Here is a 24,298-nt window from a genome sequence, read left to right on the forward strand (position 1 = left end):
GCGGTTTTGTCGGTTTTCAATGGCTTCGTCTGTCGGTTTTGGTTTGCGATCTTCCCTGCATCAGTCAGCCATGAAGGTTCGAACCAATGAACATGCAGACCATCATCAAGCAGCTTCGCGGTCAGCCAAATTCTGTCGACCAGCTTCGACAAGCGCTTGACGGCATCGACATAGAAAGTCTCGAAAAGACCGCTGAACAGTTAGAAGCTGACCGACGGCGCGTCCTGCTCGACGGAACCGACAAGGATGTCGAGGCGATAGAGGCCAAGATCGCCTCAGCGAACCGCGACGTCGAGCGCGCCTATGCTGCGAAGGTCGAACTGACCAAACGCCTGGAAGACGCCGCTGCGACCGCGACCGAGACGGAACGTGCAGACGCTTACAGGATCGCCAAGGCCAAGGCCGACGCCGCAGCCAAGATGCTGAGGAAGGAATACCCCGAACTCGGGCGCCGCTTTGCCGATCTCCTTCGCCTTGTCGCTGAAGCTGACATGGCGGTCCACGCCGCGAATGAACACCTGCCGGCCGACGCCGCTCCACTCACTCCTCCAGAGCCTATGGCGCGCTGCCTGCCTGAGCTTCCGGAGCAGATCCTTGAGGAGAACGAGGTAGAGCTCTGGTGCCATGCCAACGGTAGCGGCAGCAACTCAATCCTAAGCGATGACGTGCAGCAAAAGCTCGCAGGCTACCGCGCAGACGACAACGGCATCGTCCAAGTCCCGATGCATGGCTATGCCGCCGTGAAGCGCCGGTTCATCCGTAGAACCACTCTGCCTCGCGTCAACGCCTCAAGGCCGCAGCCCCTCTCTGAGATTGCATTGCCTGGGCTGATGGACGGAGATCCCCCGTTCTGGTCCCCCAAGGGATACGCGATGGAGTCACGTTTCATCCTCTCTCGCTTGGCCGAGATCGCCAGCATGAAGCCAGGCAACCCGCAACAGCGGGAGCCCAAGACCGAATACCTCCCCTTGTGAATTTGTGAGCATGGACACGACCCTTCACCTTGACGACAAAGAGACCGGACGGCTTCGGCTGCCCGGCCTCAACCTATTGCCTGCCCCTTCCTGTCAGTCTGGGTATGGCAAAGAGCCGGGCAGTTTCACAGCGGTTACTGTCCGGCTCGGCAGTTCAACGAAAGGCGCGGCCATGTCCTCGGAGAGCATGGTCTTGCGTCGCGGGTCGGGCGGTATGCCGACTGCTCGGCCCGCACCGATGCCCAGCAAGTCAACGGGTCCCAGTGGGCGGCTGACGTATGAGGGGAATGCGACAGCGTGGAACGCCTCCAGCCATAGCTTCGAAAGTTTCATTTCCGTTTCCGGTTCGAGGGCAAGCCCTTGGATTTCTTGACCTCGACAGTCACTGCTGCGGAACTCGGGGATGTTTTAAACCTCACCGATCGGCGCATCCGGCAGCTTGCCGAGGAAGGCGTCTTCGAACGCGCTGGCCGTGGCCGCTACCCGCTTGCCGGTTCCGTGCAAGCCTACATTGCAGCACAGGAAACCGACGAGTCCGACGAACTCCGCAGGGAGAAGATCGCGCTCATGCGTGCACAACGGCGCCGCATCGAACTCGACAATCTGGTCCGCGAAGGCACCGAGGCCGATCTTGATTTTCAGGACATTTTTATCGGCACCATCTCGACTTGGTGGTTCCTGCACATTCGACCGATTGCCACATGGCTGTTTGAAGACCTTCGCCGCCGGGGAGTGAAAGACGACCATCTCATCGCGGGCGAGGTTCAAGCATGGCTCATCTCGCTGCGCCATGAAGGCGACGTGATGATGCTTGGCGCCGCCTCCAAGGCACGGAGGCAAGGCATCGTCATTGATGGCTACGACACGCTCGTCAGACTGATCGGCGCTGAATCCAAAACCGACAACGAAAGCGCGGACGAGGGCGAACCGCCCACCCGGCGCCAGACCAAAAAGGCGAAGGCATGAAACACCTGAAGCAAATGCTCAATGGGCCCGATCTTCCTTCGGTCCTGGCGGCGCCGTTGCAAGACGCGATTTCCCACGTCTGGCCGTCAATCCGGAAAGCACAGCGCTCGGGCGATTTCGAGCTCGCCGAGATGTTGATTCGCCATGCGCTCGAAGGCGCGATGCCAACCACAATTGCAATTTTCGAAGCCCGCGCGGCTTCCGCCATAGGAGAACTACATTGACCATTCCAAGCCACTTTCCCGACCACTGGAAAAGCGCGCTCGCCACGGGTGCCGCCACGGGCTTCCGCACCGCCGGCGACATGGTGAGCTTTTTCTACAAGGCGCGCTTCGTCACCGCCCTCTTTTCCCAGGAAGAGAAGCACTATCTCGACCTGGCAGACCGTCATCCAGAGCAATACGCCGCTGCCCTGGCTCAGGCTCGGGCCGAAGATCGGGCCAAGTTCGAAACGTCCGAAGCCATGAAGCGGGCGCCCTTCGATGCTGCCGAACCGGGCAAACCAGTCACGACCATTTCGAAGGCGTGGGACAAGGCCATCGCAAAAACGAACGAGGGCTTCAACGACCTGGCTGCCGGCATCTACGCCCGCCGAAACAAATAGCTCACATCAATTCGGCCCCTCGTGACGACGCGCCTGTCCCTAGAAGGAAGCCAGCATGGCCGGCAAAACAATCCGACAAAGAATAGCACTCGACGGCGGCAAGGACCTAGAGAAGCAGCTGAAAGATCTCGGCGCTGAAGGCGAGAAGGCATTCGCCAAGATCCGCGCCGCCGCAATCAAGGCTGACCTCGCCAAATTCGGCGCCAGTGTGAAGACCTTCGGCTCTGACCTCGCCGCAGTCGGCCAACGCTTCGCACTGTTCGGTGCTGGCATTGCGGCTGCTGCTGCCGGTGCCGGCGCTGCCGTTCTAGGTCTGGCCAAATCCGGCGCGGACGCTGCGGACGCGGCCGGCAAGGCAGCGCAGAAGACCGGACTTCAGATCGATGAATACGGGCGACTGGAGTTCGCGGCCAAGATGGCGAACGTTTCCCAAGAGGAATTCGTCGCCGGCATGTCCAAGTTGAACAAGGCGATCGGCGAGGCGGCACAGGGCACCGAAGCGGCTGGCAAGGCGTTCGAAGATACCGGCGTGCACGTCACGCGCTTCGGCCAGAAGACCAAGGACGCTGCCAAGCCGGTCAAGGCCGCTGGCGACATCTTCACCAAACTCGGCGTCAAGATCAAAGACGCAAATGGCAAACTGCGCTCGAACGAGGCGATCGTCCAAGACATAGCCGAAGCCTTCGCCCGAATGCCGGACGGCGCCATAAAGTCGGCGCTGGCAATTGAGGCGTTCGGCAAGGCAGGCGCCAACCTTCTGCCGTTCCTCGACCAGGGCAAACAAGGTCTGCGCGAACTCGGCGACGAGGCCGCGAAGCTCGGAATCCTGTTCACTCCAGAGCAGTTCAAGCTCGGCGACGCGCTGGGCGATTCGCTTGATTCTGTGTCAACCGCCATCAAGGCCATCAAGGTTCAACTCGGGCTGCTGTTCGCGCCGATCGTGCTGGCCGGCGCGCAGGCGCTCACAGACATCATCGTCCAGAACAAGGACGCAATCCTGCAACTCGGTGCTGCCGCCGCGAGGATAACGGCAAGCGTTCTCGGCGATCTGCTGCACCTGTTGAGCGGCAACACCGCAGCCATAAAAAATCCTTGGATTTTGCAGTGGTCGATCGCGATCAAGCAATTCGGCAACGATGTCGCGGGCGTCTTCAACGGGCTGGTGCTGCCGGCCTTCAATGCGCTGCGGGAAGGCGCGAAATTCGTTGCCGACCAGATCAACCGGGTTTTCGGAACCGACATCACCGCGGGGGAATTGGCCCTCGGCGCTGCCATCCTTTCTGCCGCGGGGGCGTTCACTCTGCTCGGATCAGCCGTTGGCGTCGTTGTGGCCGGTATAGGCCTCCTGGCCACGCTGGTCGGCGGAATCCCATTGGCCATTGCGGCGGCGGCAGTTACGGCCGGCGTCCTGATCGGCGTGTTCTGGACCGATATCCAAGCGGGTGCCGCTGCCGCATGGCAGTTCATTGAGGATGGTGCTGCGGTGGCCTGGGGCGCCATCGTACAGGGCGCAACTGACTTGTGGGGGCAGATCGTCGGCGCCTTCCAGGAAGGCCAGCAAGCCGCTCTGGACGCCTTCAATGCAGTGGTCGATGCCGTGGTGCAGACATGGGACGCATTGCGCGACCGCCTGGGGCAGATTTCCGATGCTATCGTGAACCGAATTTTCGGTTCCTTCTCTGGCCTGAAGGAACGCATTGCCGGAATCTGGAACTCAATCGCCGAAACCGCGAGAGCAGCCTTCGGGCGCATCGGCAGTTTTATCGACGGGATGATTTCCAGGATCTCGGCCGCTATTGCCCGGCTCAAGGAACTCGTCGGGCTCGGCAACAGCGCGGGATCGTCTGGCGGTGGTGGCGGCGGCCAAGGCTTCGCACGCGGAGGCTATCTCGCCAACGGACCAGGCACGTCGACATCCGATTCGATCATGGCTCGGCTTTCAGTCGGCGAATTCGTTCTGCAGGCGAAGGCGGTGCGGCGCCTGGGCGTGAATTTCCTTCACGCGTTGAACCAGGGTGCTGACCCGCTCCGGGCAATGCGCGGCTTCAGCATCGGCGGCGCGGTCGACAACTTCAACAGACCATGTCGGTCCCGCGCTTTGCCGGCGGCGGCTCGGTAGGTATTGCTGCCGCATCAAAAGGCAGCGCGTCCGGCATGACAAATGTCCGGCTCGACTTCGGTCTCGGCGCACAAGACGTGTTCGATCTGATCGGCGAAAGCCACGTGGTCAACAAGCTGCATCGGTTTGCGGTCAAGAGCGCACTCCAAACCACCGGAAGAAAGCCGGGGCGTGGCAAATGACCGACAAGCTCGCATGGTGGCGACCGCCGCCGGAACATGAAGGCCGGGCCGAACAGAACCGGCTCAAGTTCAAGGCGCAGTTCGGCAGCTTCGAAGCGGTCGAATTCGATTCGTACTGGCTCGGCACGTCGATGGACGGGAAGCACCTCGCTTTCCAACTCCAGCGGCCGGACGGCTCAACGCACAAGTTCGCGCTGTCCGATCAGATGGTGGAGCAGTTCTTTGCCGAGCTTGCCGGCTGCATTGAAGAGATGGGGCAGCGTCAGCTTGCAGCTAAGGAACTGGACGGCAACGCATGACCGCCGATCACCTCGCCTTCACCGCCGCAAGCACCGCCATCCTCGTGTTGGCCTGGTGGCCTTTTTAGGAGAACCCGATGTTTGTTCACATGATCAGTGGCGGCGTTCCACGCGGTCGCGCCATTGTCATCGGCGGCGGCGCCGGGGATGGAGACGGCGGCTTTGTCGATCCGCCGGTCGTCACCACCACATCGACCGGCGACACCACGATCAAGGGCCAGGTCAAGCCGGGATCATTCGGCAAGTTCGTGTTCCCGCTGGCGACGATCCAGGCTGGGCGGCAATACACCTTCCGCTACACGCCGGACTTCTCCCGGCTGTCCCAGCAGGGCAAGCTGGCGATGGTCGGCTTCGGGCTGAAGAATTCCAACGATTTCCACATCGTCGGCCTGCGTGGAGACGGCACCACTGGCCTGCACAAATACAAGGTCTATGGCACGCCGCCCAATGGCTGGAACAAGGATAGCGGCCACACGACATCAGACGGTGGTGCGGCGGCCGCCGGAACGCAGGCAGGGCCGAACTACATCCGCCTGACGACATCGGTTGATGGCACGACCTATCTTTTCGAAACCAGCAGCAACGGGGCGGCCTGGAACGTCGAATATTCCGGCTCGACGCCGGACCCCTTCACCAACGTTTCCGGCGTGACCACATTCGGCATCGCGCTCTGGTTCAACAACGCCGATGCGGGGCCGTTCTCGATCGTCATCGACCAGTTCGTCGATGCGCTGCCCGTGCAATATCTGTCGACGCAAACCGACAACACCAACACCAACATCTACACATTTTCCAACCTCGATGTCGGCACGGCAGATGCCAATCGCAAGGTCTTTGCCTGCGTCGGCGTCAACAACACCGGCATCACGGTGTCGTCGGTCACCATCGGTGGGGTCGCAGCTGTCAAGATCATCGAGGCCAACACTAGCAATCGTTCTGGCGCGATATTCGTTGCTGATGTACCGACCGGTGCGACGGCGACGGTTGTGGTAACGGCGAGCGGCACATCAAACGAATGCCTGCTGTCGCTCTACAGGACGACGATCGCCAGCTTGGGGCTCCTGGACACCGCTTCCAACGTTGTCGGGACGGGCTCCGTCAACACTCTCACGCTGGCGGATTTGGCGGTCAGGCCCGGCGGTGTGGCCTTGGTGTTCGCAGGAACTACCGGGACTGCTGGAACGACTGAGGCTTATAATGGAGCCGACCCGCTGGTTGTCGACGACGAGAGAAACAGCGAGGGCAACCGCTATTCCTCGTGCTCGGTTCGGACCACGGAAAACGTCGATACCAACGATTTTACTTTCACAACGGCGCTGAATCAGGCGTTCTGGCTGAGTGGCGTTTCGTATTTCCCGCTTACCGGCTCGGCCTACGCGCCCAATCTCGCTTCGACATTTTCCGATGGCACCGACGGCTCGATCTATACGTTCAATGCGCAAGGCATTGGTGTGGCCAATGTCAATCGGCAAATCCTGATCTGCTTCGGTTGGGCGTCAGGATCAGGGCGCACGGTCACGAGCGTCACCGTCGACGGCAATGCCGCAACAGCGGTTGCCTTCTCCGGCAGCGGCACCGGCGGCTGCGCGATCTATCGCTATGCCGTGGCGGCCGGCACGACGGGTAATATCGTCATCAACATGAGCGGCACTTGTGTGCGCCTCGGTGGAGGCGTCTACGACACGCGGCCTCGCGGCACGCTGACGGCAGTCGATACCGGAACCGACAATACCACCACGACCTCGATCACCGGCGCCGATGTCGAAGTCCGCAATGGCGGCTTCCTGATCGTCGTTGGCGTCCAGCCGGCGACTGAAACAATGAGCGCGGTCTACAACGGCGCTGACACGCTGGTGAAGGATTCTCAGCTTTCGCTGGAGGCCACAACTGGCGTTGGTCTGTTCTCCTGCCTGACGACCGAATACGTCAAGACCAACGATGCTGGCTTCTCTGCTGCCACCAGCAATGTGAAGCGGGTGTGCGCGGCAAGCTGGCTCTAAGAAAAAAGATTGCGCCGCCAAACGCCATATCAACAGCACTCCGATAATTGAGACGTAGCCATCCAGCGCATAATGCCAGCCAAAATAGACTGAGCCAAACAGGATCAACGCAGCGTACAACCATCCGACAATAGCCAGCCGGAGATTGAGTTCGGACAGAAACAGGGCGTTAAGAAACGCCATCGCGACATGGATGCTCGGCATTGCCGAAATCCCAACGCCGAAGACTGCCGTGTCATCAATGTAGGAGGCATAGAGGTAGTTTGAGGCGCCAAGCGCTGCTGATCCTGACGATGTCGACGCAAGCGCCGCCGAAAGATCGGCAAACCGATCTCCGCCGAACATCCGGTCGTAAAAGATCGGACCAGCCGACGCACCCACGGCGCGCAGGATGGTGCCGAGCACAAGCAACGTTGCGGCAAACGACAGCAGGTAACGGATTCTCAGTCTGTCATTGCGCAGAAAGGCTGCAAAAAGGACGAAGCCGAACCACTGCGCGAACCAGACAGGGCCATAGCAAACCCCGAGAGCTGGAGCCATCCAATCGGGAGAGACGGCATGAAGATGCCGCCAGGGCTGGCCGAAGTGCAGGATATCATCCAGATCGGCCAACGGCTTGTCGGCGAAGAACGGTATCCATGCCGGGATCTGATATTTGAACGTTGAGAACGCTGCGATCGCAAAACAGAACACGCCGATCACCAACGCTGCACCGATGCCTCTATTTCGAATAATGTCCCGCAGATAGGACAATGGTGCTGACGGACGCGATATGACTGCCGCTGCGCCAAGTCCACTGAGCAGCATCGGCGGCAAGGCTGCAAACTGTGTGATGGCGTATTTTTCCAATAGCGATGTGAACGCCTGCCAGGAAAACACAGCCGCAACGGCTGCATAGGCCAATCCAGCAAGCGCCACTTTGCCTTCGACGCCGATACGAGGACGGCTGGCTACGGCCGCTGCGTCTGACATCTTGAAACCCCACAACACCCTGCGTCATCCAAACATCTTCCGATCTCTTCAGCAAGGCGTTGGTTGACAAACGGTTAACGTCACAACTTCCGCGATCACGGAAAGGCAACACCCTATGGCGAAAAAGCCCGTATCTCGCGCTGTCGCGTCTCTCAACGTTCTGCTGGCTCAGGTCAACAAGCTGGCGCCCAACCGGTCGAAGGCTGCCGACGGCTGGATTGGCGACGCCAAGCACATGGCCCGTCATTCCGACCACAACCCGGAACCGGATGGCACGGTCGATGCGAGGGACATCACCAACGATCCCAGCGGCGGCTGCGACATGCGCAGGGTCTGCGACGCGATCGCCGCATCCAAGGACAAGCGCATCAGCTACATGATCTGCAACGGCCAGATCATGTCCGGCCGCACCGGCCCGAAGCCGTGGGTCTGGCGCAAGTATACCGGCGCAAACGGCCATTATCACCACGGCCACATATCGGTTCTGGACGAGGGGCAGGACGGTCATAGACGCCCCCACCTAACCTGAGGCTTGCGGCGGGCACCACGGCCGATATCGTCATCACGATGAGCACCACTTGCCGGCTTTCTGGTCGCGGTCGGCATCGAACTGAGCACAGAGACCATGACGGCCAGCTACAACGGGGTGGATACCCTGGTTAAGGATGCTCAAGTCTCGCTGGAATCGACGACAGACCTTGCCTTGTTTAGCTGCCTTACGACCGAATACGCGAAGACAAATGACCCTGGTTTTTCCGCTACCAGCAGCAACGGAAAGCGGATTTGCGCGGCAAGCTGGCTCTAAGAAAAAGGGCCGGCGCGACGAACGCCGACCCTTCTCCATCGCCTATGCAAAATTGATCGGGGAAGCTCAACCCAAGCAAGTCCGCGCAGGCAACGCGCCGTTCGGGTTCAATCGACGGCGGCGCGTTTGTTCTTTACGGCGAGCAACCGCCAGTGCCGGTGCCGGCAGCGTCAACGCCTTTGCCGTCAAGATTGGCGCAAAGACCGGTGAACTGATCGCCGACCCACCCGCCGATGGCGAGGATCGCGAGCAGCGATGCCGCTGCAATGATGCCGACCAGGATTGAATATTCGACCATCGCTGCGCCCGACTCCTCGTCGCGGAATGCCTTGGCCATGCTGATAAGTTTCGTCATTGTTTGAACCCCTGTTTACTATTTACCCGGACAAAGGTGCCCCTGTAGGTGCTCATCCCCCGGTCCCGATGCTGATCCTCTTCCTCAAAACCGGGAGGAGTCAACTATCGTTTAACGAACCGTTAACCCTTGGATGCTTTGGCCTTGGTTGTCTTTACAGCTAAGTCTCTGCGAAGCATGAGCAATTTGCGGCTTAACCATGTCGCGCAGTCGTGCTGCGGCCAACGACCAAGCTCTAACCCTAGATATATCCCGTTATTTAGCGGGTGCTAATGCCATAGTTCACCGGACGCGATCTAACCCGCGATCGCCATTCCAAGGCAAACACCTAGGCCGATTGCGAGGCCTAGTAACAGCTTGCCGGCAAAATCGAGGGCGAAGGCGCGGACAGGGCGCCACACGTCCTGGCGGGGCTCTCTGAGGGCGCTGGCGATATCATCGAAGATCGTTTCCATCGGTCGAGTCTAGATCGAAGCGCCGAATCTGTGAATCCCCTGTTTGTTCCGCCAAAGTCTAACGATCAGGGAAGCGCAATGGAAAGCACGTGCAGTAACGGTTGATTCAACCATTGCTGGTAAATTGTGGAATGTGGGTGGCGGCTCCGACAGTTCGGGGTGGAACTCGATGCCAGAGCCGCCTGCGCAGCCGAGGTTGGGGTTTGACCGCGCCGTCCTATTCTGGGACAGCGCGGTCAACGATTCGTTAAAACGCGCCGGAACTAATTAAGCACGCGCTAATTGACTCGCGGTCTCGGGAGTCAGTGCATGCGTGAAGTTCATTCCCCCGATGAAGCCGATTTTGGCGGGACAAGCCTCCCGAGCGTCACGTACCGGCCGCCGTCTTCGTCTTCCGTCTTCCTAGAGATCGGCCATTCGTTGGGCGAGTGGGTTGTTCGCATCATAGGCAGAAACGGTGAAACGTATTCCCGAGCATTCGAAAATGAGGCAGATGCTGTCGCTTTCGCTGGCGATCAGTCTTCACGTCTAGGATTGGAAGCTCCCCCGAAGCGAGCAACTTGACCGCCCTTCTCTGAAGATCCGAAAGCGCGGATCTGTGAATCCCCTTGGAACATCGTCGGCCTCGAAACACTTCGGGCGGTCGCACTGTTCCCATATCAGTGTCTCCCAAAACTGCCCACTACCTCAACGGTTGGTGGGCTTTTTTGTACATTAGCGGAACCTGAAATTTGGGGGCTTGTTGATAGAACGGCAGCGAGTGGGTGATCGCTGCTGGTCGAGGTCCCGCAAGACTCGGCCGGGCTCGCATCACCTGCCCCGGTCGGTGCGAGCCCACCGTCGAGCGACCAACAAGCGAACTTCCCTGTGTCGGTCTCTATTTGATACTAGGAGACGGTGGTTTCACCATCACGCGCAATGGCATCTGGTCGATTGTTGCGACGATGGCAGCAGCCAGCGCTTCCGCCTCATCCATGAGCCCCGGCCCATAGAGACCGTTCACAGCTTCCTCGCTGGGCAGCACGCCGGGCGGGCAGTGGTCCTCGATTGTGCGCCGGATGAGCGTCAACGCTGCCCGGCATTCAGCGGCTTCGATCTTCATAACCATTGAAACATTCACTTTAGCTAAAATGTTCCGGAACCGATTTCAGGTTGGCGGCTTGAGACTGTGAGGGAAGAACACTAGTCATGCCCATCAGACGAAAAGCCGTGGATGCCGGGATTTTTAAGCCTGCCGAATTGGCCTTGCTAGGGCGCGTTTTCGAGCAGCTTAAACTGGTCGACGACCAATCACCTGATGGGCAGGGCCGGTTGGCTTCTCGGATCATTGCCAACTACATGGCCGGGATAAAAGATGAGGCCGAACTTCTCTCGCTTTCGAAGCAGCCGTTAGGGCGGTAAGGTCGGGAAAGCTAGACCTTTACCAGCCGCACAACATCAGGCGCGACCGTCACCACCGGGCCACCCAGGCTGACCGTTACGGCGTCCTTCTCGACCCGTGTGACGGCTTTCTAGTCTCTACTCAGGAGCCGAGTGCTGGTATCGCGACGCAGTTCGGAATCGGCGCGATCGACGCCTTCAACCGTGATCGCGATTGTCCCGTTCTCAATTCTTGCAATCCACCCCTTTGCCTTCATGTACCAGAGATGAAACTCCAGATGCTCTGGTGGACAGCCTAACAACCGTTCGATTTCGACGTCGCCAATGCCCGGATTGCCGACATCCTGGCGGCGCTTCACATAGAGCAGCGAAAGCAGTTTGGCCTGGACCAAAGCGTCCTTCTCGACCCCTTTGGGGTCGCTTGCCTCCTCGACCAATTTAAGCCGCTCACCGGCATGCTCTCGATAGGAGATATCGTACTGGGCGCGCTTAACGGGATCCCTCAAGACGTTGTGTGCTTCTACTATTTCGCTGAAGCGGGCTTCGTTTCCAGTTTGCTGATTGTCGGGATGATAGCGCATCGCAAAGTAGCGGAATATTCGCTCAAGTGTCTCCGAGTTGGCGTTTGGGCTGATCTCCAAGAGTTCGTAGTAATCAACGAACAATGCGCTGCTCCCTCAAACATCGCTCGACAGCTGCGGGGGCCGACCGCCTACATGGCGTGCAGTGCCCTCACTCGTCGAGTTCATATACGGACAATACATTGCGCCCGGGGTCAAGATGAGCGGGAGCTATAGGAGGGCAGACGGCGCCCTTCGATTTCACCGCAGCGTTCCAGCAGGAAAAGGTCGGCCGCATCATGAAGACGATGCACGGCCCAGCCGTAGGCACTTGGTTCTGGACCTGCCATGACGGCGGCGCGGGCGGAACAGTCGAAACGAAGCATGAGGCTGTTGCTGGAGTCGAGCGGGCATTCACGCGGCGCATCGCCGGGGCAGATTGGCGCTAGGTTCAAAGCCTTTGGCGGTACGGAACTTCCAAAGCAACAGCAGCCTACCATGGCACAGTGCGCCGAAGAGGCATTAGCCTCTCACTCCGCAAATACTGATTTGAAGGGCATTTTAATAAAATGCCATTCAGCTGGCACGCTAGGCTTTCCTCTGCACTGCAATTAACTTTGACCAAACGAAGTAGTGGTGTCGCGCCGGTCATTACTTGCGTGATTGCTAAAATAATGAAACGCTCCCACCCATTGGGGATGGGTCGATGGAAGAAAGCCCAGATAGATTTAGTTGCATTCTCGATCCGGCCGGCGCTTGGATGGTATGGGATGACGTTGCCGACGAGCCCGCAACCTTGGGCGGAAGAATACTTATGGGCTGCACGCGAGAACGCGCCGAGACTGCTCGCGACGTACTCTTGCGCATTTACCAAAATAGGTTGGACGCTCGATCAGCTGGCCGCTCCCCCGCTTAAGACATGCGCTCTGCCGGTCACACAGCGCTGGTGCGTTCACCCCTCTCCGGCTGGGTAGGGTCCGGTTCTTGGTGCCGCTCTCGTTGTTTTTTCGAGGAACAGCTTGGCGAGTTCGCCCCACTCAGGATGATCCCTGGTTTTATGCTCTTCTATGAATTCAAGGAAAGCCTTGCGCAAAGCGTCAAGGTCGAAAACCTCAAGATGCTCGCCCATACCGTCGGCCATACCCGCAACTCCCAGACGGTTATTAGCTTGTCCTCACGTTTGAGCCTTCAAGGGGGCCTTGCCTGAGTTTCGACCGGGCAGCGCCACATGGTTAATTGCGTGATTGCTAATATGCTCGTATCTTAGGCAATGTGGGGGCTCTATCTCCCCGCATGAAGGCACCACACCTTTATGAAGTAGGCAAAGGTGGAGCATGGTCGACGAGTCGGTGACAACCTACCTTGTGAGCGTGTTTGAAGCGCCGAACTGGCGAACGGTGCTTACGACCAACGACAAGGCCAAAGCCTTGGCCTGGGCGAGAGAAATCGGCGAAAACGTGCAGGTCGAGGAGATCACGCCGGAGCCAAAGGGTGCTAGCGCTGAGTAAAACGGCTGGTTGCTGCGGGGACACAAAAAAGCCCCTGCGTCAGGGGCTTCTCGTCTCCAGCAAACCTAGCGAAAACTCAACGAGCGAATGACTGATCGCCGTGAGTCTCCTCGCCGGTATATTCACGAGCAAGTTTCTTCTGCTCGTCGGTTAGGGTTGCAAGGAACCCGGTCATTGGACGCGGCTTTCCACAAAACGCCTCAGGCTCTGGCAATGGCTTTGCCGAAAACCAGCCGGAGAGCGACATTGTCGAAACCGCTGCTTTCAAAGCGCGCATGTCAAACTCCTTTCCTGTAATATGGCTCTTCATGGCGAGGCGATTCAAGCACGAAGCCGTAAACGTTAGTATAATGATTAACGAGCTTTTCGTTGATCGGTTGCAAACGGATTTCCCGTTTACCTCGTGCTTGAGCATAATTTGTAGCGGCTTCAAGCGCAATCAAAATCCGCTTTCCCTTCAATGGACACGCCTCACGGGGGTCGCCTTCCATAAAACGAAGCATCAAACTTTGGCCGGTTGTGAGGCCCAACGCCAACCCACTCAAACGACCTTGACCGCTCCAAATGGCCATATCAAGGCGATCCGGTTCACGATGCACCCTAAAGATTTTCTGCCAATCAAAATACGACTGGCCCCATTCTCCATAATGTTTAAGCGCGCGCCCTGACCATTCGGTTATTTGCACCGGTTTCTGTAGAAATTCGCTCATCGTTGCCGCTGCCGATTTATAGGCGTCGTATCGATTTTGCGCGTATCGGGCTTTTGCTGCTGATGCGAGAGACAAGGCAAACCACTTGAAATGGACTCAATCGAACGCGTTTACTTCTTCTCGCTATCAGAGTCACCGCACTACAGCGATAAGTGGTATAGATCCTGCTCCATGCAGTGAAATTGATTTCACAGCGACTCGCAGGTTGAAACTGGTCTTTCAGCCATTTTGTTTCCGCAGCCTCACCCCGGCGCCGCCTTCGACCATTTCGCCATCGCCGACAAAGACAACGCCCATCGCCTCCAAAGCACTGCGGATCGCTCCGACATTGTTGGCGATTGGCGTTCTTCGGCCTTTCTCGAAGTCTCTGACTGTCGAGAGGCTGACAGACGCGGCGGCAGCAAGCTCGCCTTGCGACCACGAGAGAAGGCCACGAGCGGCGCGGGATTGGGCGGGATCAAGCATGCGTCACCTTATCAATGAATTGTGACAATATCAACGATATCCGTTGACATCAGGTTAATGTCAACGCACGTTGCCCTTTGCGGCAATCATGTCGCGAGCCCAAGGGGGGCAATCTCAAATGTTGAAGAAAATCGCCGCTTCGGCGGATGGCGAAGCTTTGCCTACAAACGTGGTCTCAATGCCGTGGCCTTGGGCAGCAGTTTTGCCTCGCAGTGCCGCCAGCAAGTGGGCCTACAACGTGTTTGCGGTGACAGACACCTACCCGGAGCTTCGGGCTGAAAGCCTGATCATTGATCCAGACGCGGAACTGGAAGACGGGTGCATTGTGGTCGCTATGTTTGGAGGCGGTCATCCGCAAACCATGAGCTGGCGCAACAATCACGGCCGAGGCTATGGGGGCCGCTTTGCCGCCAAGGGAAGTCTGGAGGAGACGTTCCTTCTCGACTCCATGGTGTGCGGCCGTGGGCCATCTTCTTGCATTCGCATCCTCGGCCGGGTGTTCGGCGATCGGCGACGCTTCCCGCGCTACAGAACGTGGAACGATCCGGCGGTCTGATTCTTCCGGTTCTAGAATAATTGGCCCGCTGCCTCACGGTGGCGGGCTTTACGTTGTGATCCAGCCGGCGGCGCGTCCAACTTCAATAAGGGCCAAGACGACGGTGGCAATCGTTACCGCCAGCGCCATTCCCCGTTCGAAGTTCGCGAGCCGCTTCACCGTCGCCAGTTCCTGGCCATCCCAATACAGTTGATTCGTGACCGGGTGCATCCCCAAGAGGGTTAGGCCTTCAAGGCTGGTCACCTTGATACCGGAGGGCCATTCAGGAGGTGGCGCCGCCGAAGCGTACCGATTTGCTCTGATTTCCGCCCAGTCGACTTCCATTGCTGCCTCCTTCCAAGCCTGATTCGAGTGTGACAGGAGTCGCGATGCTCGACAAACGCGGGACGGATATTGGCCAAAAATTGGACAGGGGAGGGGAGATTTCCGCTAAGTGCTTGAAAAATCTGGTACGCCCAAGGGGAATCGAACCCCTGTTACCGCCGTGAAAGGGCGGTGTCCTAACCGCTAGACGATGGGCGCGCTCAGACGAAGCGGCTTATAATTGCGTTGTTGCCAACCGGCAACCCATCAGCCGCCAGATGCGGAAACTTTTTTCAAGAGGGGCGAAAAGGGCCAGTTTGGTGAGCCAGCCCAGGTTTTCTGCCCTCGCGTCATTGCACATCTTTCGAGATTAGCCTGAACGCCCCGCGCAGTCGTCATCCTATGGTCTGCGCTGCGTCGCTGCGCGCCTTGCTTCGCCATAGGATGACGAAGTCGCGGGTGCCTCGGCTAATCTCGAACGTCGCTGATAGCTAATCGGGAAAAACGGCAGGCTGCTAACGGCCCCTCGGCCCGTTTGCCGAATGGGGATGCTAACCCCGCCGGCGGCAGCGCCAGTTCCAGTCGCGCTCGGGGCCGACGTCGACGTGAACGGATTCGGTATGGCAGTAGGTGCCGACGCCGCCGCGGCCGGGCATGGTTCGGATGTAGCTCGCCAGTTCCCATTTCGAGACGCCGGGAACCTGGATGTCGGCGGCGGCGCAATACATGTGCAGCGAATTCTTGGCGCCGTTGGCGCGGCGGTTGCGGGCCGGGTCGCGGTAGCCTGATGTGACCATCATCTTGCGGCCGTAATGGCCTTCGATGGTCTTCAGCACACGCACCAGCGACGGCTTCAGGCAGGCGACGTCGACGCTCTCGTTTTGCTTCAACAGGCCATTGGGCGCCAGCCGGGCGAGGCCGGCGGCGGAGGCCACCTGATAGGCGCCGCCCGAACCCTCGTCCTCGTTCAGGTCGACGTCGCTTTCGTCGTCGAGGCCGGATTTGCGCTTGATCTCGAACAGCGCCGTCTGGCGCACGCCGGGCAAGGCATCGCTGCCGGTGATGTGGTTGCTCTCGTTGCCAAGCGAGGCAAGCTGCAAGGGCTTGTCGGCGGAATTGGCTGACGCTAGCGTGATGATCGGCTTTGCCGGGGCGGCCTTCTGGGAAGCAACCGCAGGCTGTTCGCCCGAGCGCGAGTTGACCAGCGGAGCAGGTGCCGCCGAGGTTGGCGTGGTGCTGAACAGTGAGGCCAGGAAGCCCTTCTTCGGCGTGTCGATCTGCTGGGGCGCGGCGGTCACGTAGACCTCGTTGGTCGCGGGCGCCGCTGCCGTCGCTTTCGGTGCGGTCACGCCGGCATCGGCGGCGGCGATCTTCTGCGCCACGGCGTCCGTTGCGGCCGCGGTCTGTGCTGACTGCTGCAGCGACTGCGGCGTCTGGCCGACAATGGTTTCGGAGCCGGCGGGAACATTGACCGGGAAGCCGGTGCCGGGCTTGGCCACCGGCACATAGGCGACCTGCTCGGGCAGTGTCGCATCGCCCGCTGCCGTCATCATCATCTGCGGCCCGGTGGATGTGACCTGCACGGTCGAATCGCCCGGCGCCGCAGGGCTGGCGCCGGAAGCCGCGGCGATGTCAGAAGCGGTCGCGTTGTAGCCAGGCATGCCGGCGGACATTGTGGGGTCGCCAGCGGAGGTGCAGGACGCCAGAAGCACGGAGAAAAGCGCTGCCGCTATAGTGCGACCTTCTCTCCCCGCGAGACGCGATCCTACTGATTTCAAAACTAGATTCCCCCTCGGTGTCCGGTCGGCCTGCTATTGGTGCGGCGTCGAAACGTTCACATCCAATAACCTTGTGTTCCCAAACCGGAAACGAGACTTGTGTCAATTCTGCAAGCCTCTGAATTATTTGCTCGTTGGAGGCCAATTGAGGCTTCTTGAAGGTTGACGACACCATTTCGCCCCGTTTTGCCGGCCCGTCAACTCACCAGACATTACATTCCGTTACACACAGGCACCTGCAAAAGGTGCCGGCGTTACACGCGGACCTTCACATAGGTGCCGGGGGCATCACCCAGGGTTTTCATATTCTTGCCCGGTTTGCGGGCCGGAACGAGGGTGTCGTCCTGGGTTTCGATCCAGTGCTGCCAGTGCGTCCACCAGGAGCCGGGATGCTCCACCGCCGAGGCGAGCCACTGGCCAAAATCGCCCGTCGGTTTGCCGCCGGTCCAGTACTGGTATTTCTTGGCTGCCGGCGGGTTGACGACACCGGCAATGTGGCCGGAACCAGCCATCACAAACTCGACGTCGCCGCCGAAATATTGCGAGCCGAGAAACACCGAAAGGGCCGGCGCGATGTGATCTTCCTTCGACGCCAGGTTGTAGACCGGGATGGTGACGTCGGCCAGCGACACAGTGCGGCCGGCGAGTTCCATCACGCCACGAGTCAGATTGTTCTCGAGATAACAGTTGCGCAGGTAGAAGGAGTGGTTGGCGGCCGCCATGCGGGTGGAATCGGCGTTCCAGTAGAGCAGGTCGAAGGGAAGGGGATCCTTGCCGCGCATGTAATTGTTGATGACATAAGGCCAGATCAGGTCGCCCGAGCGCAGCATGTTGAAGGCGGTCGCCATCTTGGTGCCGTCGAGGTAGCCCTTTTCGTTCATCGATTTCTCGACCGCTGCCACCTGGTCCTCGTCGACGAAGACTTTCAGGTCGCCGGCATGGGTGAAGTCGACCTGCGTGGTGAAGAAGGTCGCCGATTTGATGCGGTTGTCGCCTTCCTGTGCCAGCAGTGCGAGTGCGGCCGCCAGCAGCGTGCCGCCGACGCAATAGCCGATGGCGTTGACCTCTTTCTCGCCGGTCGCCTTCTCGATCGTGTCGAGGCCGTATTGCAGGCCTTCCCGTATGTAAGCTTCCCAGCCCTTGGCGCCGTGCCGCTCGTCGGGATTGATCCAGGAGATGACGAACACGGTATGGCCTTGCTCGATCGCCCAGCGGATGAAGGACTTTTGCGGGTTGAGATCGAGGATGTAGAACTTGTTGATCCAGGGCGGGCAGATCAGCAGCGGGCGCTTGAGCACCGTCTCCGTCGTCGGATCGTACTGGATGATTTCGGCGACATCGCTGCGCCCGACCACCTTGCCGGGAGATGTCGCGACGTTCTTGCCGATCTCGAAGGGCGAATAGTCAGCTTGTCTCAGCTTCAGGTCGCCCTTGCCGGCGGCGATGTCTTCGGCCAGCATCTTCATGCCGCGCACCAGGTTTTCGCCATTCGAGGCAACGGTTTCTCGAAACAGCTCCGGATTGGTCAGGATGAAGTTCGACGGCGAGATGGCATTGGACACCTGCTTGACGTAGAAGCTGGCCTTATGGCGGGTGTGATCGTCGAGGCCTTCGGCGTGCTCGACCAGGTCGGCCGCCCAGCGCGAGGTGACGAGATAGGCCTGTTTGAGGAAATCGAAGAAAGCGTTGCGACCCCATTCGGGGTCTTGAAAACGCTTGTCGCCGCGCTCGGGCTTGACCGCATCTTCGGGCGCCTCGGCATTCGGGCTAACCTTCTGGATGGCGTTGCCCCAGACCGTCATGTAGCCGGCGAACAGTCGCGTCTGCGCTTCCAGCGCGCGTTGCGGGTCGGCCAGCCAATATTCGCTGAGCTTGGAAAAGGTTTTTACCATGTCGACCACGGGTTCGGCGACATGATCGCGCACCTCGCCCTTTTCGCGCGGCTCGGCCCAGGCGGAGGCGGCTTTGCCGGCCTGCTCGACCATGCGCGCCATGTTCAACGCGAAGCGTTCCGGGTCTTTCACCAGATATTGCTCGACGGTCGAAGATTGATCATCTTCCGCTTTGCTCGAATCAGGTGTTTTGGACATGGCTCGCGGGGTTCCTCCCGAGGCGTTTTCTTGACATATTATCATGGGACATCTGACCGGGTCCAATGCGCTGTACCCCGGCTGCCAGGAAAACAATATGACGATTAACACCGGCGAGACCATTTTTTCGGGGGCAGGCCGCTTTTGCCGCATCGCGGTTGCAATCGCCTGTCTGGCGCCAGGGCTGCTGGCGGCAAGTGGCTGCACGAGCGCCAACACCGGCAACGGGATGAATGTCGGCCTGACCCAGGGCGCGCAGGACACCGGCTCTTATCCCAATCTCAACATCCCACCGCAGGTGGCGGCAAAGCAACTCACCCCTGAGGAGACGCAGGCCAAGCTTGCCCAGTTGAAGGGCGAACAGCAGGGGCAAGTGGCCAAGGGCGGCGGCGGTGCCCCGTCCACCAGCCCGGCGGCGCTGAATTCGCTGGCGAAGAACCATGGCAAGGACACGCTGAAGCAGATCGAAGCCAAATGCGATCCCGCCCTCGACCCTACCTGCAAATAAGGCTATATCGCGCGCCGAAAGCGGTCTTTGCCAAGGGCGCCTAGCCAAACCAACTGTGCTGAAGCCAATCTTAAATCGTCTGGAACTGACATGGAAGAATTTCACAAGGTCCGCCGGCTTCCGCCCTACGTGTTCGAGCAGGTCAACCGGCTGAAGGCCAGCGCCCGTTCGCGCGGCGCCGACATTATCGACCTTGGCATGGGCAATCCCGACCTGCCGACTCCGAAGGCGATCGTCGACAAATTGTGCGAAGTGGTGCGCGATCCGCGCACGCATCGCTATTCCTCCTCGCGCGGCATCCCAGGTCTGCGCCGCGCCCAGGCCGCCTATTATCAGCGCCGTTTCGGCGTGAAGCTCAATCCCGACACGCAGGTGGTGGCGACGCTCGGTTCGAAGGAAGGCTTCGCCAATATGGCGCAGGCGATCACCGCGCCGGGCGACGTGATCCTGTGCCCCAACCCGACCTATCCGATCCATGCTTTCGGCTTCATCATGTCGGGCGGCGTCATCCGTTCGCTGCAGGTCGAGCCGGATGACGGCTTCATCCCGGCGCTCGAGCGCGGTGTCCGTCATTCGATCCCGAAGCCACTGGCATTGATCCTCAACTATCCGTCTAACCCGACGGCGCTGGTCGCCTCGCTCGATTTCTACAAGGACGTGGTCGCCTTCGCCAAGAAGAACGACATCATCATCCTGTCGGACCTTGCCTATTCGGAGATCTATTTCGACGGCAATCCGCCGCCTTCGGTGCTGCAAGTGCCGGGCGCCATCGATGTCTGCGTCGAGTTCACCTCGATGTCGAAGACCTTCTCCATGCCCGGCTGGCGCATGGGCTTTGCCGTCGGCAACGAGCGGCTGATCTCGGCGTTGACGCGGGTGAAGTCCTATCTCGATTACGGCGCCTTCACGCCGATCCAGGTGGCGGCGGCGCATGCGCTGAATGGCGACGGCGCCGACATCGCCGAAGTGCGCGAGGTCTATTTGAAGCGCCGCGACGTCATGGTCGATGCCTTCAGCCGCGCCGGCTGGACCATTCCGGCACCGGCTGCCTCGATGTTCGCCTGGGCGCCGATCCCGGAGCCGTTCAAGCATCTCGGCTCGCTTGAGTTTTCCAAGCTCCTGATCGAGCACGCCGACGTGGCGGTGGCGCCGGGCATCGGCTTTGGCGAGCATGGCGACGATCACGTCCGCATCGCGCTGGTCGAGAACGAGCACCGGATCCGGCAGGCGGCGCGCAACATCAAGCGCTTCCTGGCGTCCAGCGCCAAGCAGCCGAACAATGTGGTGCCGCTCGCCGCGCATCGCTAAAGTCGCCGCACATCTTATTCGAGCAGATTTTTTGAGGGGCGTCGCCGGGCATGGCTGAAGCGTTGCGTGTTGGAATTGCGGGTCTGGGTACGGTCGGCGCCTCGGTGGCGCGCGTGCTGCGCGACAAGGCAGCGGAGCTGACGCGCCAGTGCGGACGCGATGTCATCGTCACGACCGTTTCCGCGCGCGATCCCAAGCGCGACCGTGGCGTCGACCTCAGCGCCGCCAAATGGTTCGACGATCCGATCAAGATGGCGCAGGCCGCCGATATCGACGTCTTCGTCGAACTGATCGGCGGCGACGAAGGGGCAGCGCGCGCGTCGGTCAAGGCAGCACTTGAAGCCGGACGTCATGTCGTCACCGCCAACAAGGCGCTGTTGGCCAAGCACGGCGTGGCGCTTGCCGAAATCGCCGAGAAGAGGGGCGTGCTGCTCAACTACGAGGCGGCAGTTGCCGGCGGCATCCCGGTCATCAAGACGATGCGCGAGGCGATGGCCGGCAATTCGGTCACCCGCGTTTTCGGCATCCTCAACGGCACCTGCAACTACATCCTGACCCGCATGGAGGCCGAGGGCATCTCCTTCGACGAGTGCCTGAAGGACGCGCAACGGCTGGGCTACGCCGAAGCCGATCCGACTTTCGATATCGAGGGCCATGACACGGCGCATAAATTGTCGATCCTGACCAGCCTGGCCTTCGGCACCAGGATCGCCGCCAACGACATCTACATGGAAGGCATTTCCAATATCAGCCAGGCCGATATCCGCGCCGCGGGCGACCTTGGCTACCGGATAAAATTGCTCGGCGTCGCGCAGCGCACCGACAGCGGCATCGAGCAGCGTGTGCACCCGACCATGGTGCCGACCGCGTCGGTGATCGCACAGGTGCATGGCGTTACCAATGCGGTGGCCATCGAAACCGACATTCTGGGCGAACTGCTGCTCTCCGGCCCGGGCGCCGGCGGCAACGCCACCGCGTCCGCCGTGGTCGGCGATATCGCCGACATCGCAAAGAGCCGGCCGGGCTTCCAGCACGGTCCGGTGTTCGGCCTGCCGGCCAAGGAACTGCGCCCCTACAAGAAGGCGCAGATGCGCAGCCATGCCGGCGGCTATTTCATCCGGCTGACCGTGCACGACCGCATCGGCGTCTTCGCCGCGATCGCCAAGCGCATGGCGGACAACGACATTTCGCTGGAATCGATCGTCCAGCATGCCGTCAGCGGCGAGACGGACGCGCAAAAGACGGTGATCCTGGTCACCCACGAGACGACGGAAGCAGCGGTGCGCAAGGCTGTCGACGGCATCACCAAGGACGGCCACCTCACAGACAAGCCGCAGGTTATCCGCATCGAGCGTGCGGGCTAGGCCAAGTCATTTTTCTCCTTTAACCGATTGATGCTGCTGCTGAAAATGGTTTCGGACGCCATAATGCTCTCTCTCTTTGATTTGGAGCCGGATTGAGATTTCAGGTCGAACCCACCAGTCATCATCGGGTTCTGGCGGAGGCGTGAGCCGCGAGATCAAGGCGCGTCACCAGGAGGTGGAAAAGTTGAGACTTTCCTGTTTAGCCGTCGCATATTGCCGGAAATGACAATCTGTAGACTACGCCTCCTATGACGGGCGACAAACGCTTCTTCCTCGACGTCAGGCAGTCGGCGACCGGTGTTTCCTGGGAACACCGGTTGAGCGAGCGGCAGGACATGACTGCGCTGGCCATAGCGCAGGGCCACGGCGTGCCCGACATTGTGGCTCGCGTGCTCGCCGGGCGCGGCGTCACCGCGGACCAGGCCGAGCGCTTCCTCGATCCGACGATCCGCAATCTGTTGCCGGATCCGGCTTCGCTGACCGACATGGGCAAGGCTGCGACCCGCATCGCCGAAGCGGTCATGGCCAAGGAGAAGGTGGCAATCTTCGGCGACTACGATGTCGACGGCGCCGCCTCTTCGGCGTTGCTCAAGCGCTTCCTGACGCATTTCTCGGTGCCTTCGGAGATCTACATTCCCGACCGCATCTTCGAGGGCTACGGCCCCAATCCGGAGGCTATGCGCGAACTGGTCTCGCGCGGCGCGACGCTGATCGTCACCGTCGATTGCGGCACCAACAGCGCTGTCTCCATCGATGCCGTCAAGGCCGCAGGCGCCGATGTGGTGGTGCTCGACCACCATCAGGTCGGCGGCCCGCTGCCGGAGGCGACCGCGGTCGTCAATCCCAATCGCGAGGACGACCTTTCCGGGCAAGGCCATCTGTGCGCCGCCGGTGTCGTCTTCCTCACTCTGGTGCAGACGGCGAGGGTCCTGCGCAGCCGATTGCCCGACGCAGCGCCACCGGACCTGTTGTCGTTGCTCGACTTGGCGGCGCTGGCCACGGTTTGCGATGTGGTGCCGCTCATCGGCGTGAACCGCGCTTTCGTCGTCAAGGGACTGCAGATGGCGCGGCAGCAGAAGAATGAGGGGCTCGCCGCACTGGCGCGGGTGTCCCGCATCGGTGAGCCGATAAGCACCTTTCATCTCGCCTATCTGATTGGGCCGCGCATCAATGCCGGCGGCCGCATCGGCGATGCAGCACTTGGCAGCCGGCTGCTCGCCACCGACGATCCGGTTGAGGCCGGGACCATTGCCGAGACACTCGACCGGCTCAACCAGGAACGCCAGCAGATGGAGCTGGAGATGCTGGCAGCGGCGCGCGCCGAGGCTGACGCCGAACTTGCCGGCGGCAACGGGCCGGCCATCATCGTCACCGCCAGCACCAATTGGCATCCCGGCATTGTCGGCTTGATCGCCTCGCGGCTGAAGGACCATGCGCGGCGGCCGGCCTTCGCCATCGCCTTCAACGCCAATGGCATCGGCACCGGCTCTGGCCGTTCGGTGTCGGGCTTCGATCTCGGACGGCTGGTGCGCGCAGCCGCCGATGCCGGGCTGATCGTCAAGGGCGGCGGCCACGGCATGGCCGCCGGCATCACGGTGGAACGCGCCAAGCTCGGCGAACTCCGTGCTTTCTTCGAGGAGCGCGCGGCGGCCGAAGTGTTCCGGCTGCAGGACGAAGAAAGTCTGGCCGTCGACGGCGCGCTCGCCGCCGAGGGCGCGACGATTGCTTTGCTCGATGCATTGGAAAAGGCCGGGCCTTTCGGCGCCGGCCATGTCGCGCCGGTGTTCGCGCTGCCGCGCCATCGGCTGGCCGACGCGCGGGCTGTCGGCACCAACCACATCCGGGCTGATCTGCAGTCGGAAAGCGGCGGCCGCATCCAGGGCATCGCCTTTCGATCCGTCGATACCGCGCTGGGCGAATTCCTGTTCAAGAACAGGGGCAACACGATCCATGTAGCCGGCTCGCTGTCGGGGAATTATTGGAACGGCAACCGCACGGTGCAGTTCCGCATCACCGATGCGGCCAAAGCCTGACATT

General features: G+C 60.4%; 26 protein-coding genes, 1 tRNA gene and 1 pseudogene. 16 read left to right on the plus strand and 12 right to left on the minus strand.

The window, feature by feature from the left end; all coding sequences use genetic code 11:
• Positions 1–86 precede the first annotated feature (86 nt).
• The 8 genes from NKK50_RS03890 (at position 87) to NKK50_RS03925 (ending at position 7,144) form a co-directional block, all read left to right on the plus strand.
• On the plus strand, positions 87–974 hold the full coding sequence (locus NKK50_RS03890) for a hypothetical protein (protein ID WP_023833766.1): 888 nt from the start codon (positions 87–89) through the stop codon (positions 972–974).
• A gap of 360 nt (positions 975–1,334) precedes the next feature.
• The gene (locus tag NKK50_RS03895) at positions 1,335–1,940 is read left to right on the plus strand and encodes a hypothetical protein (RefSeq protein ID WP_023833764.1); all 606 of its coding nucleotides are present in this window, start codon (positions 1,335–1,337) and stop codon (positions 1,938–1,940) included.
• Positions 1,937–2,164 carry a hypothetical protein gene (locus NKK50_RS03900; RefSeq protein ID WP_023833763.1) on the plus strand — a complete coding sequence of 76 codons (228 nt, stop codon included), beginning with the start codon at positions 1,937–1,939 and terminating at the stop codon, positions 2,162–2,164. Before NKK50_RS03895 ends, NKK50_RS03900 begins: the two co-directional genes overlap by 4 nt.
• Positions 2,161–2,544 carry a hypothetical protein gene (locus NKK50_RS03905; RefSeq protein WP_023833762.1) on the plus strand — a complete coding sequence of 128 codons (384 nt, stop codon included), beginning with the start codon at positions 2,161–2,163 and terminating at the stop codon, positions 2,542–2,544. The genes NKK50_RS03900 and NKK50_RS03905 overlap by 4 nt, the downstream gene beginning before the upstream one ends.
• 55 nt (positions 2,545–2,599) lie before the next feature.
• Entirely contained in the window at positions 2,600–4,663 is a 2,064-nt protein-coding gene (locus tag NKK50_RS03910; RefSeq protein WP_023833761.1) for a phage tail family protein, read from the plus strand.
• Positions 4,627–4,845, plus strand: coding sequence for a hypothetical protein (locus tag NKK50_RS03915; protein WP_023833760.1), 219 nt, complete (start codon positions 4,627–4,629; stop codon positions 4,843–4,845). Before NKK50_RS03910 ends, NKK50_RS03915 begins: the two co-directional genes overlap by 37 nt.
• On the plus strand, positions 4,842–5,144 hold the full coding sequence (locus tag NKK50_RS03920; RefSeq protein WP_023833759.1) for a hypothetical protein: 303 nt from the start codon (positions 4,842–4,844) through the stop codon (positions 5,142–5,144). The genes NKK50_RS03915 and NKK50_RS03920 overlap by 4 nt, the downstream gene beginning before the upstream one ends.
• A 77-nt stretch (positions 5,145–5,221) precedes the next feature.
• On the plus strand, positions 5,222–7,144 hold the full coding sequence (locus NKK50_RS03925; RefSeq protein WP_023833758.1) for a hypothetical protein: 1,923 nt from the start codon (positions 5,222–5,224) through the stop codon (positions 7,142–7,144).
• A gap of 84 nt (positions 7,145–7,228) precedes the next feature.
• On the opposite strand, the pseudogene NKK50_RS03930 reads toward NKK50_RS03925, so the two are convergent.
• Positions 7,229–7,747, minus strand: a pseudogene (locus tag NKK50_RS03930) (phosphatase PAP2 family protein); the annotation flags it as partial.
• A 484-nt stretch (positions 7,748–8,231) separates the two neighbouring features.
• Between NKK50_RS03930 and NKK50_RS03935 the strand changes: the two are divergent.
• Entirely contained in the window at positions 8,232–8,645 is a 414-nt protein-coding gene (locus NKK50_RS03935; protein WP_023833756.1) for a hypothetical protein, read from the plus strand.
• A 409-nt stretch (positions 8,646–9,054) separates the two neighbouring features.
• Here the strand turns inward: NKK50_RS03935 and NKK50_RS03940 are convergent, their stop codons facing one another.
• Together NKK50_RS03940 and NKK50_RS03945 are read right to left on the minus strand one after the other, a co-directional pair.
• On the minus strand, positions 9,055–9,276 hold the full coding sequence (locus tag NKK50_RS03940; protein ID WP_023833754.1) for a Flp family type IVb pilin: 222 nt from the start codon (positions 9,274–9,276) through the stop codon (positions 9,055–9,057).
• A gap of 1,332 nt (positions 9,277–10,608) precedes the next feature.
• Positions 10,609–10,839 carry a hypothetical protein gene (locus NKK50_RS03945; RefSeq protein ID WP_352543116.1) on the minus strand — a complete coding sequence of 77 codons (231 nt, stop codon included), beginning with the start codon at positions 10,837–10,839 and terminating at the stop codon, positions 10,609–10,611.
• A gap of 80 nt (positions 10,840–10,919) precedes the next feature.
• Between NKK50_RS03945 and NKK50_RS03950 the strand changes: the two genes are divergently transcribed.
• Positions 10,920–11,132: a hypothetical protein gene (locus NKK50_RS03950; RefSeq protein WP_023746180.1), complete on the plus strand. Its 213-nt coding sequence runs from the start codon at positions 10,920–10,922 to the stop codon at positions 11,130–11,132.
• A 110-nt stretch (positions 11,133–11,242) separates the two neighbouring features.
• On the opposite strand, the gene NKK50_RS03955 is transcribed toward NKK50_RS03950, so the two are convergent.
• Together NKK50_RS03955 and NKK50_RS03960 are read right to left on the minus strand one after the other, a co-directional pair.
• Positions 11,243–11,776: a J domain-containing protein gene (locus tag NKK50_RS03955; protein ID WP_023749100.1), complete on the minus strand. Its 534-nt coding sequence runs from the start codon at positions 11,774–11,776 to the stop codon at positions 11,243–11,245.
• Positions 11,777–12,623: 847 nt separating this feature from the next.
• Positions 12,624–12,812, minus strand: a complete 189-nt coding sequence (locus NKK50_RS03960) for a hypothetical protein (protein WP_155923530.1) — start codon at positions 12,810–12,812, stop codon at positions 12,624–12,626.
• Positions 12,813–13,005: 193 nt separating this feature from the next.
• Between NKK50_RS03960 and NKK50_RS03965 the strand changes: the two genes are divergently transcribed.
• Positions 13,006–13,179 (plus strand): hypothetical protein, encoded by a 174-nt coding sequence (locus NKK50_RS03965; protein ID WP_023833751.1) that lies wholly within the window; start codon positions 13,006–13,008, stop codon positions 13,177–13,179.
• A 76-nt stretch (positions 13,180–13,255) separates the two neighbouring features.
• Here the strand turns inward: NKK50_RS03965 and NKK50_RS03970 are convergent, their stop codons facing one another.
• The 3 genes from NKK50_RS03970 to NKK50_RS03980 all read right to left on the minus strand — a co-directional run bounded on the left by NKK50_RS03970 (position 13,256) and on the right by NKK50_RS03980 (position 14,354).
• Positions 13,256–13,456: a hypothetical protein gene (locus NKK50_RS03970; RefSeq protein ID WP_155923529.1), complete on the minus strand. Its 201-nt coding sequence runs from the start codon at positions 13,454–13,456 to the stop codon at positions 13,256–13,258.
• A 1-nt stretch (position 13,457) separates the two neighbouring features.
• Positions 13,458–13,889: a hypothetical protein gene (locus NKK50_RS03975; RefSeq protein ID WP_155923528.1), complete on the minus strand. Its 432-nt coding sequence runs from the start codon at positions 13,887–13,889 to the stop codon at positions 13,458–13,460.
• A gap of 219 nt (positions 13,890–14,108) precedes the next feature.
• Complete coding sequence (locus NKK50_RS03980; protein WP_023833748.1) at positions 14,109–14,354, minus strand: helix-turn-helix domain-containing protein; 246 nt, start codon at positions 14,352–14,354, stop codon at positions 14,109–14,111.
• Between the two features lie 118 nt (positions 14,355–14,472).
• Here NKK50_RS03980 and NKK50_RS03985 point away from each other — a divergent pair, with 118 nt between their 5' ends.
• Positions 14,473–14,910: a hypothetical protein gene (locus tag NKK50_RS03985; protein WP_023833747.1), complete on the plus strand. Its 438-nt coding sequence runs from the start codon at positions 14,473–14,475 to the stop codon at positions 14,908–14,910.
• Between the two features lie 48 nt (positions 14,911–14,958).
• On the opposite strand, the gene NKK50_RS03990 is transcribed toward NKK50_RS03985, so the two are convergent.
• The 4 genes from NKK50_RS03990 to phaC all read right to left on the minus strand — a co-directional run bounded on the left by NKK50_RS03990 (position 14,959) and on the right by phaC (position 19,081).
• Positions 14,959–15,234, minus strand: a complete 276-nt coding sequence (locus NKK50_RS03990) for a hypothetical protein (protein WP_023833746.1) — start codon at positions 15,232–15,234, stop codon at positions 14,959–14,961.
• A gap of 123 nt (positions 15,235–15,357) precedes the next feature.
• Positions 15,358–15,432: transfer RNA gene (locus NKK50_RS03995), tRNA-Glu, on the minus strand.
• A gap of 332 nt (positions 15,433–15,764) precedes the next feature.
• Positions 15,765–16,886 (minus strand): D-Ala-D-Ala carboxypeptidase family metallohydrolase, encoded by a 1,122-nt coding sequence (locus NKK50_RS04000; protein ID WP_245265759.1) that lies wholly within the window; start codon positions 16,884–16,886, stop codon positions 15,765–15,767.
• 359 nt (positions 16,887–17,245) lie between these two features.
• Positions 17,246–19,081 carry a class I poly(R)-hydroxyalkanoic acid synthase gene (gene phaC / locus NKK50_RS04005; protein WP_023744796.1) on the minus strand — a complete coding sequence of 612 codons (1,836 nt, stop codon included), beginning with the start codon at positions 19,079–19,081 and terminating at the stop codon, positions 17,246–17,248.
• Positions 19,082–19,178: 97 nt separating this feature from the next.
• Between phaC and NKK50_RS04010 the strand changes: the two genes are divergently transcribed.
• The 4 genes from NKK50_RS04010 to recJ all read left to right on the plus strand — a co-directional run bounded on the left by NKK50_RS04010 (position 19,179) and on the right by recJ (position 24,294).
• Positions 19,179–19,589 carry a hypothetical protein gene (locus NKK50_RS04010; protein ID WP_023667627.1) on the plus strand — a complete coding sequence of 137 codons (411 nt, stop codon included), beginning with the start codon at positions 19,179–19,181 and terminating at the stop codon, positions 19,587–19,589.
• 90 nt (positions 19,590–19,679) lie between these two features.
• On the plus strand, positions 19,680–20,897 hold the full coding sequence (locus NKK50_RS04015; protein ID WP_023681615.1) for an LL-diaminopimelate aminotransferase: 1,218 nt from the start codon (positions 19,680–19,682) through the stop codon (positions 20,895–20,897).
• A gap of 50 nt (positions 20,898–20,947) precedes the next feature.
• Entirely contained in the window at positions 20,948–22,261 is a 1,314-nt protein-coding gene (locus tag NKK50_RS04020) for a homoserine dehydrogenase (RefSeq protein WP_023695460.1), read from the plus strand.
• Positions 22,262–22,509: 248 nt separating this feature from the next.
• Positions 22,510–24,294, plus strand: coding sequence for a single-stranded-DNA-specific exonuclease RecJ (gene recJ / locus NKK50_RS04025; RefSeq protein WP_023695459.1), 1,785 nt, complete (start codon positions 22,510–22,512; stop codon positions 24,292–24,294).
• Positions 24,295–24,298 lie beyond the last annotated feature (4 nt).

Source organism: Mesorhizobium sp. M0001 (assembly GCF_040324255.1).
Classification (GTDB): Bacteria; Pseudomonadota; Alphaproteobacteria; order Rhizobiales; family Rhizobiaceae; genus Mesorhizobium.

What these genes read in the sequence shown, in the direction of transcription:
- NKK50_RS03980 (WP_023833748.1), bottom strand. Translation starts at nt 14,354, where the DNA reads ATGCTTGATCCCGCCCAATCCCGCGCCGCTCGTGGCCTTCTCTCGTGG.
- phaC (WP_023744796.1), bottom strand. Translation starts at nt 19,081, where the DNA reads ATGTCCAAAACACCTGATTCGAGCAAAGCGGAAGATGATCAATCTTCG.
- NKK50_RS03970 (WP_155923529.1), bottom strand. Translation starts at nt 13,456, where the DNA reads ATGCGCGCTTTGAAAGCAGCGGTTTCGACAATGTCGCTCTCCGGCTGG.
- NKK50_RS04010 (WP_023667627.1), top strand. Translation starts at nt 19,179, where the DNA reads ATGACGATTAACACCGGCGAGACCATTTTTTCGGGGGCAGGCCGCTTT.
- NKK50_RS04000 (WP_245265759.1), bottom strand. Translation starts at nt 16,886, where the DNA reads ATGTCCGCCGGCATGCCTGGCTACAACGCGACCGCTTCTGACATCGCC.
- NKK50_RS03945 (WP_352543116.1), bottom strand. Translation starts at nt 10,839, where the DNA reads ATGGTTATGAAGATCGAAGCCGCTGAATGCCGGGCAGCGTTGACGCTC.
- NKK50_RS03940 (WP_023833754.1), bottom strand. Translation starts at nt 9,276, where the DNA reads ATGACGAAACTTATCAGCATGGCCAAGGCATTCCGCGACGAGGAGTCG.
- NKK50_RS03960 (WP_155923530.1), bottom strand. Translation starts at nt 12,812, where the DNA reads ATGGCCGACGGTATGGGCGAGCATCTTGAGGTTTTCGACCTTGACGCT.
- NKK50_RS03935 (WP_023833756.1), top strand. Translation starts at nt 8,232, where the DNA reads ATGGCGAAAAAGCCCGTATCTCGCGCTGTCGCGTCTCTCAACGTTCTG.
- NKK50_RS03950 (WP_023746180.1), top strand. Translation starts at nt 10,920, where the DNA reads ATGCCCATCAGACGAAAAGCCGTGGATGCCGGGATTTTTAAGCCTGCC.
- NKK50_RS03910 (WP_023833761.1), top strand. Translation starts at nt 2,600, where the DNA reads ATGGCCGGCAAAACAATCCGACAAAGAATAGCACTCGACGGCGGCAAG.
- NKK50_RS03975 (WP_155923528.1), bottom strand. Translation starts at nt 13,889, where the DNA reads ATGAGCGAATTTCTACAGAAACCGGTGCAAATAACCGAATGGTCAGGG.
- NKK50_RS03965 (WP_023833751.1), top strand. Translation starts at nt 13,006, where the DNA reads ATGGTCGACGAGTCGGTGACAACCTACCTTGTGAGCGTGTTTGAAGCG.
- NKK50_RS03990 (WP_023833746.1), bottom strand. Translation starts at nt 15,234, where the DNA reads ATGGAAGTCGACTGGGCGGAAATCAGAGCAAATCGGTACGCTTCGGCG.
- NKK50_RS03985 (WP_023833747.1), top strand. Translation starts at nt 14,473, where the DNA reads ATGTTGAAGAAAATCGCCGCTTCGGCGGATGGCGAAGCTTTGCCTACA.
- NKK50_RS03920 (WP_023833759.1), top strand. Translation starts at nt 4,842, where the DNA reads ATGACCGACAAGCTCGCATGGTGGCGACCGCCGCCGGAACATGAAGGC.
- NKK50_RS03900 (WP_023833763.1), top strand. Translation starts at nt 1,937, where the DNA reads ATGAAACACCTGAAGCAAATGCTCAATGGGCCCGATCTTCCTTCGGTC.
- NKK50_RS03890 (WP_023833766.1), top strand. Translation starts at nt 87, where the DNA reads ATGAACATGCAGACCATCATCAAGCAGCTTCGCGGTCAGCCAAATTCT.
- NKK50_RS03925 (WP_023833758.1), top strand. Translation starts at nt 5,222, where the DNA reads ATGTTTGTTCACATGATCAGTGGCGGCGTTCCACGCGGTCGCGCCATT.
- NKK50_RS04015 (WP_023681615.1), top strand. Translation starts at nt 19,680, where the DNA reads ATGGAAGAATTTCACAAGGTCCGCCGGCTTCCGCCCTACGTGTTCGAG.
- recJ (WP_023695459.1), top strand. Translation starts at nt 22,510, where the DNA reads ATGACGGGCGACAAACGCTTCTTCCTCGACGTCAGGCAGTCGGCGACC.
- NKK50_RS03915 (WP_023833760.1), top strand. Translation starts at nt 4,627, where the DNA reads ATGTCGGTCCCGCGCTTTGCCGGCGGCGGCTCGGTAGGTATTGCTGCC.
- NKK50_RS04020 (WP_023695460.1), top strand. Translation starts at nt 20,948, where the DNA reads ATGGCTGAAGCGTTGCGTGTTGGAATTGCGGGTCTGGGTACGGTCGGC.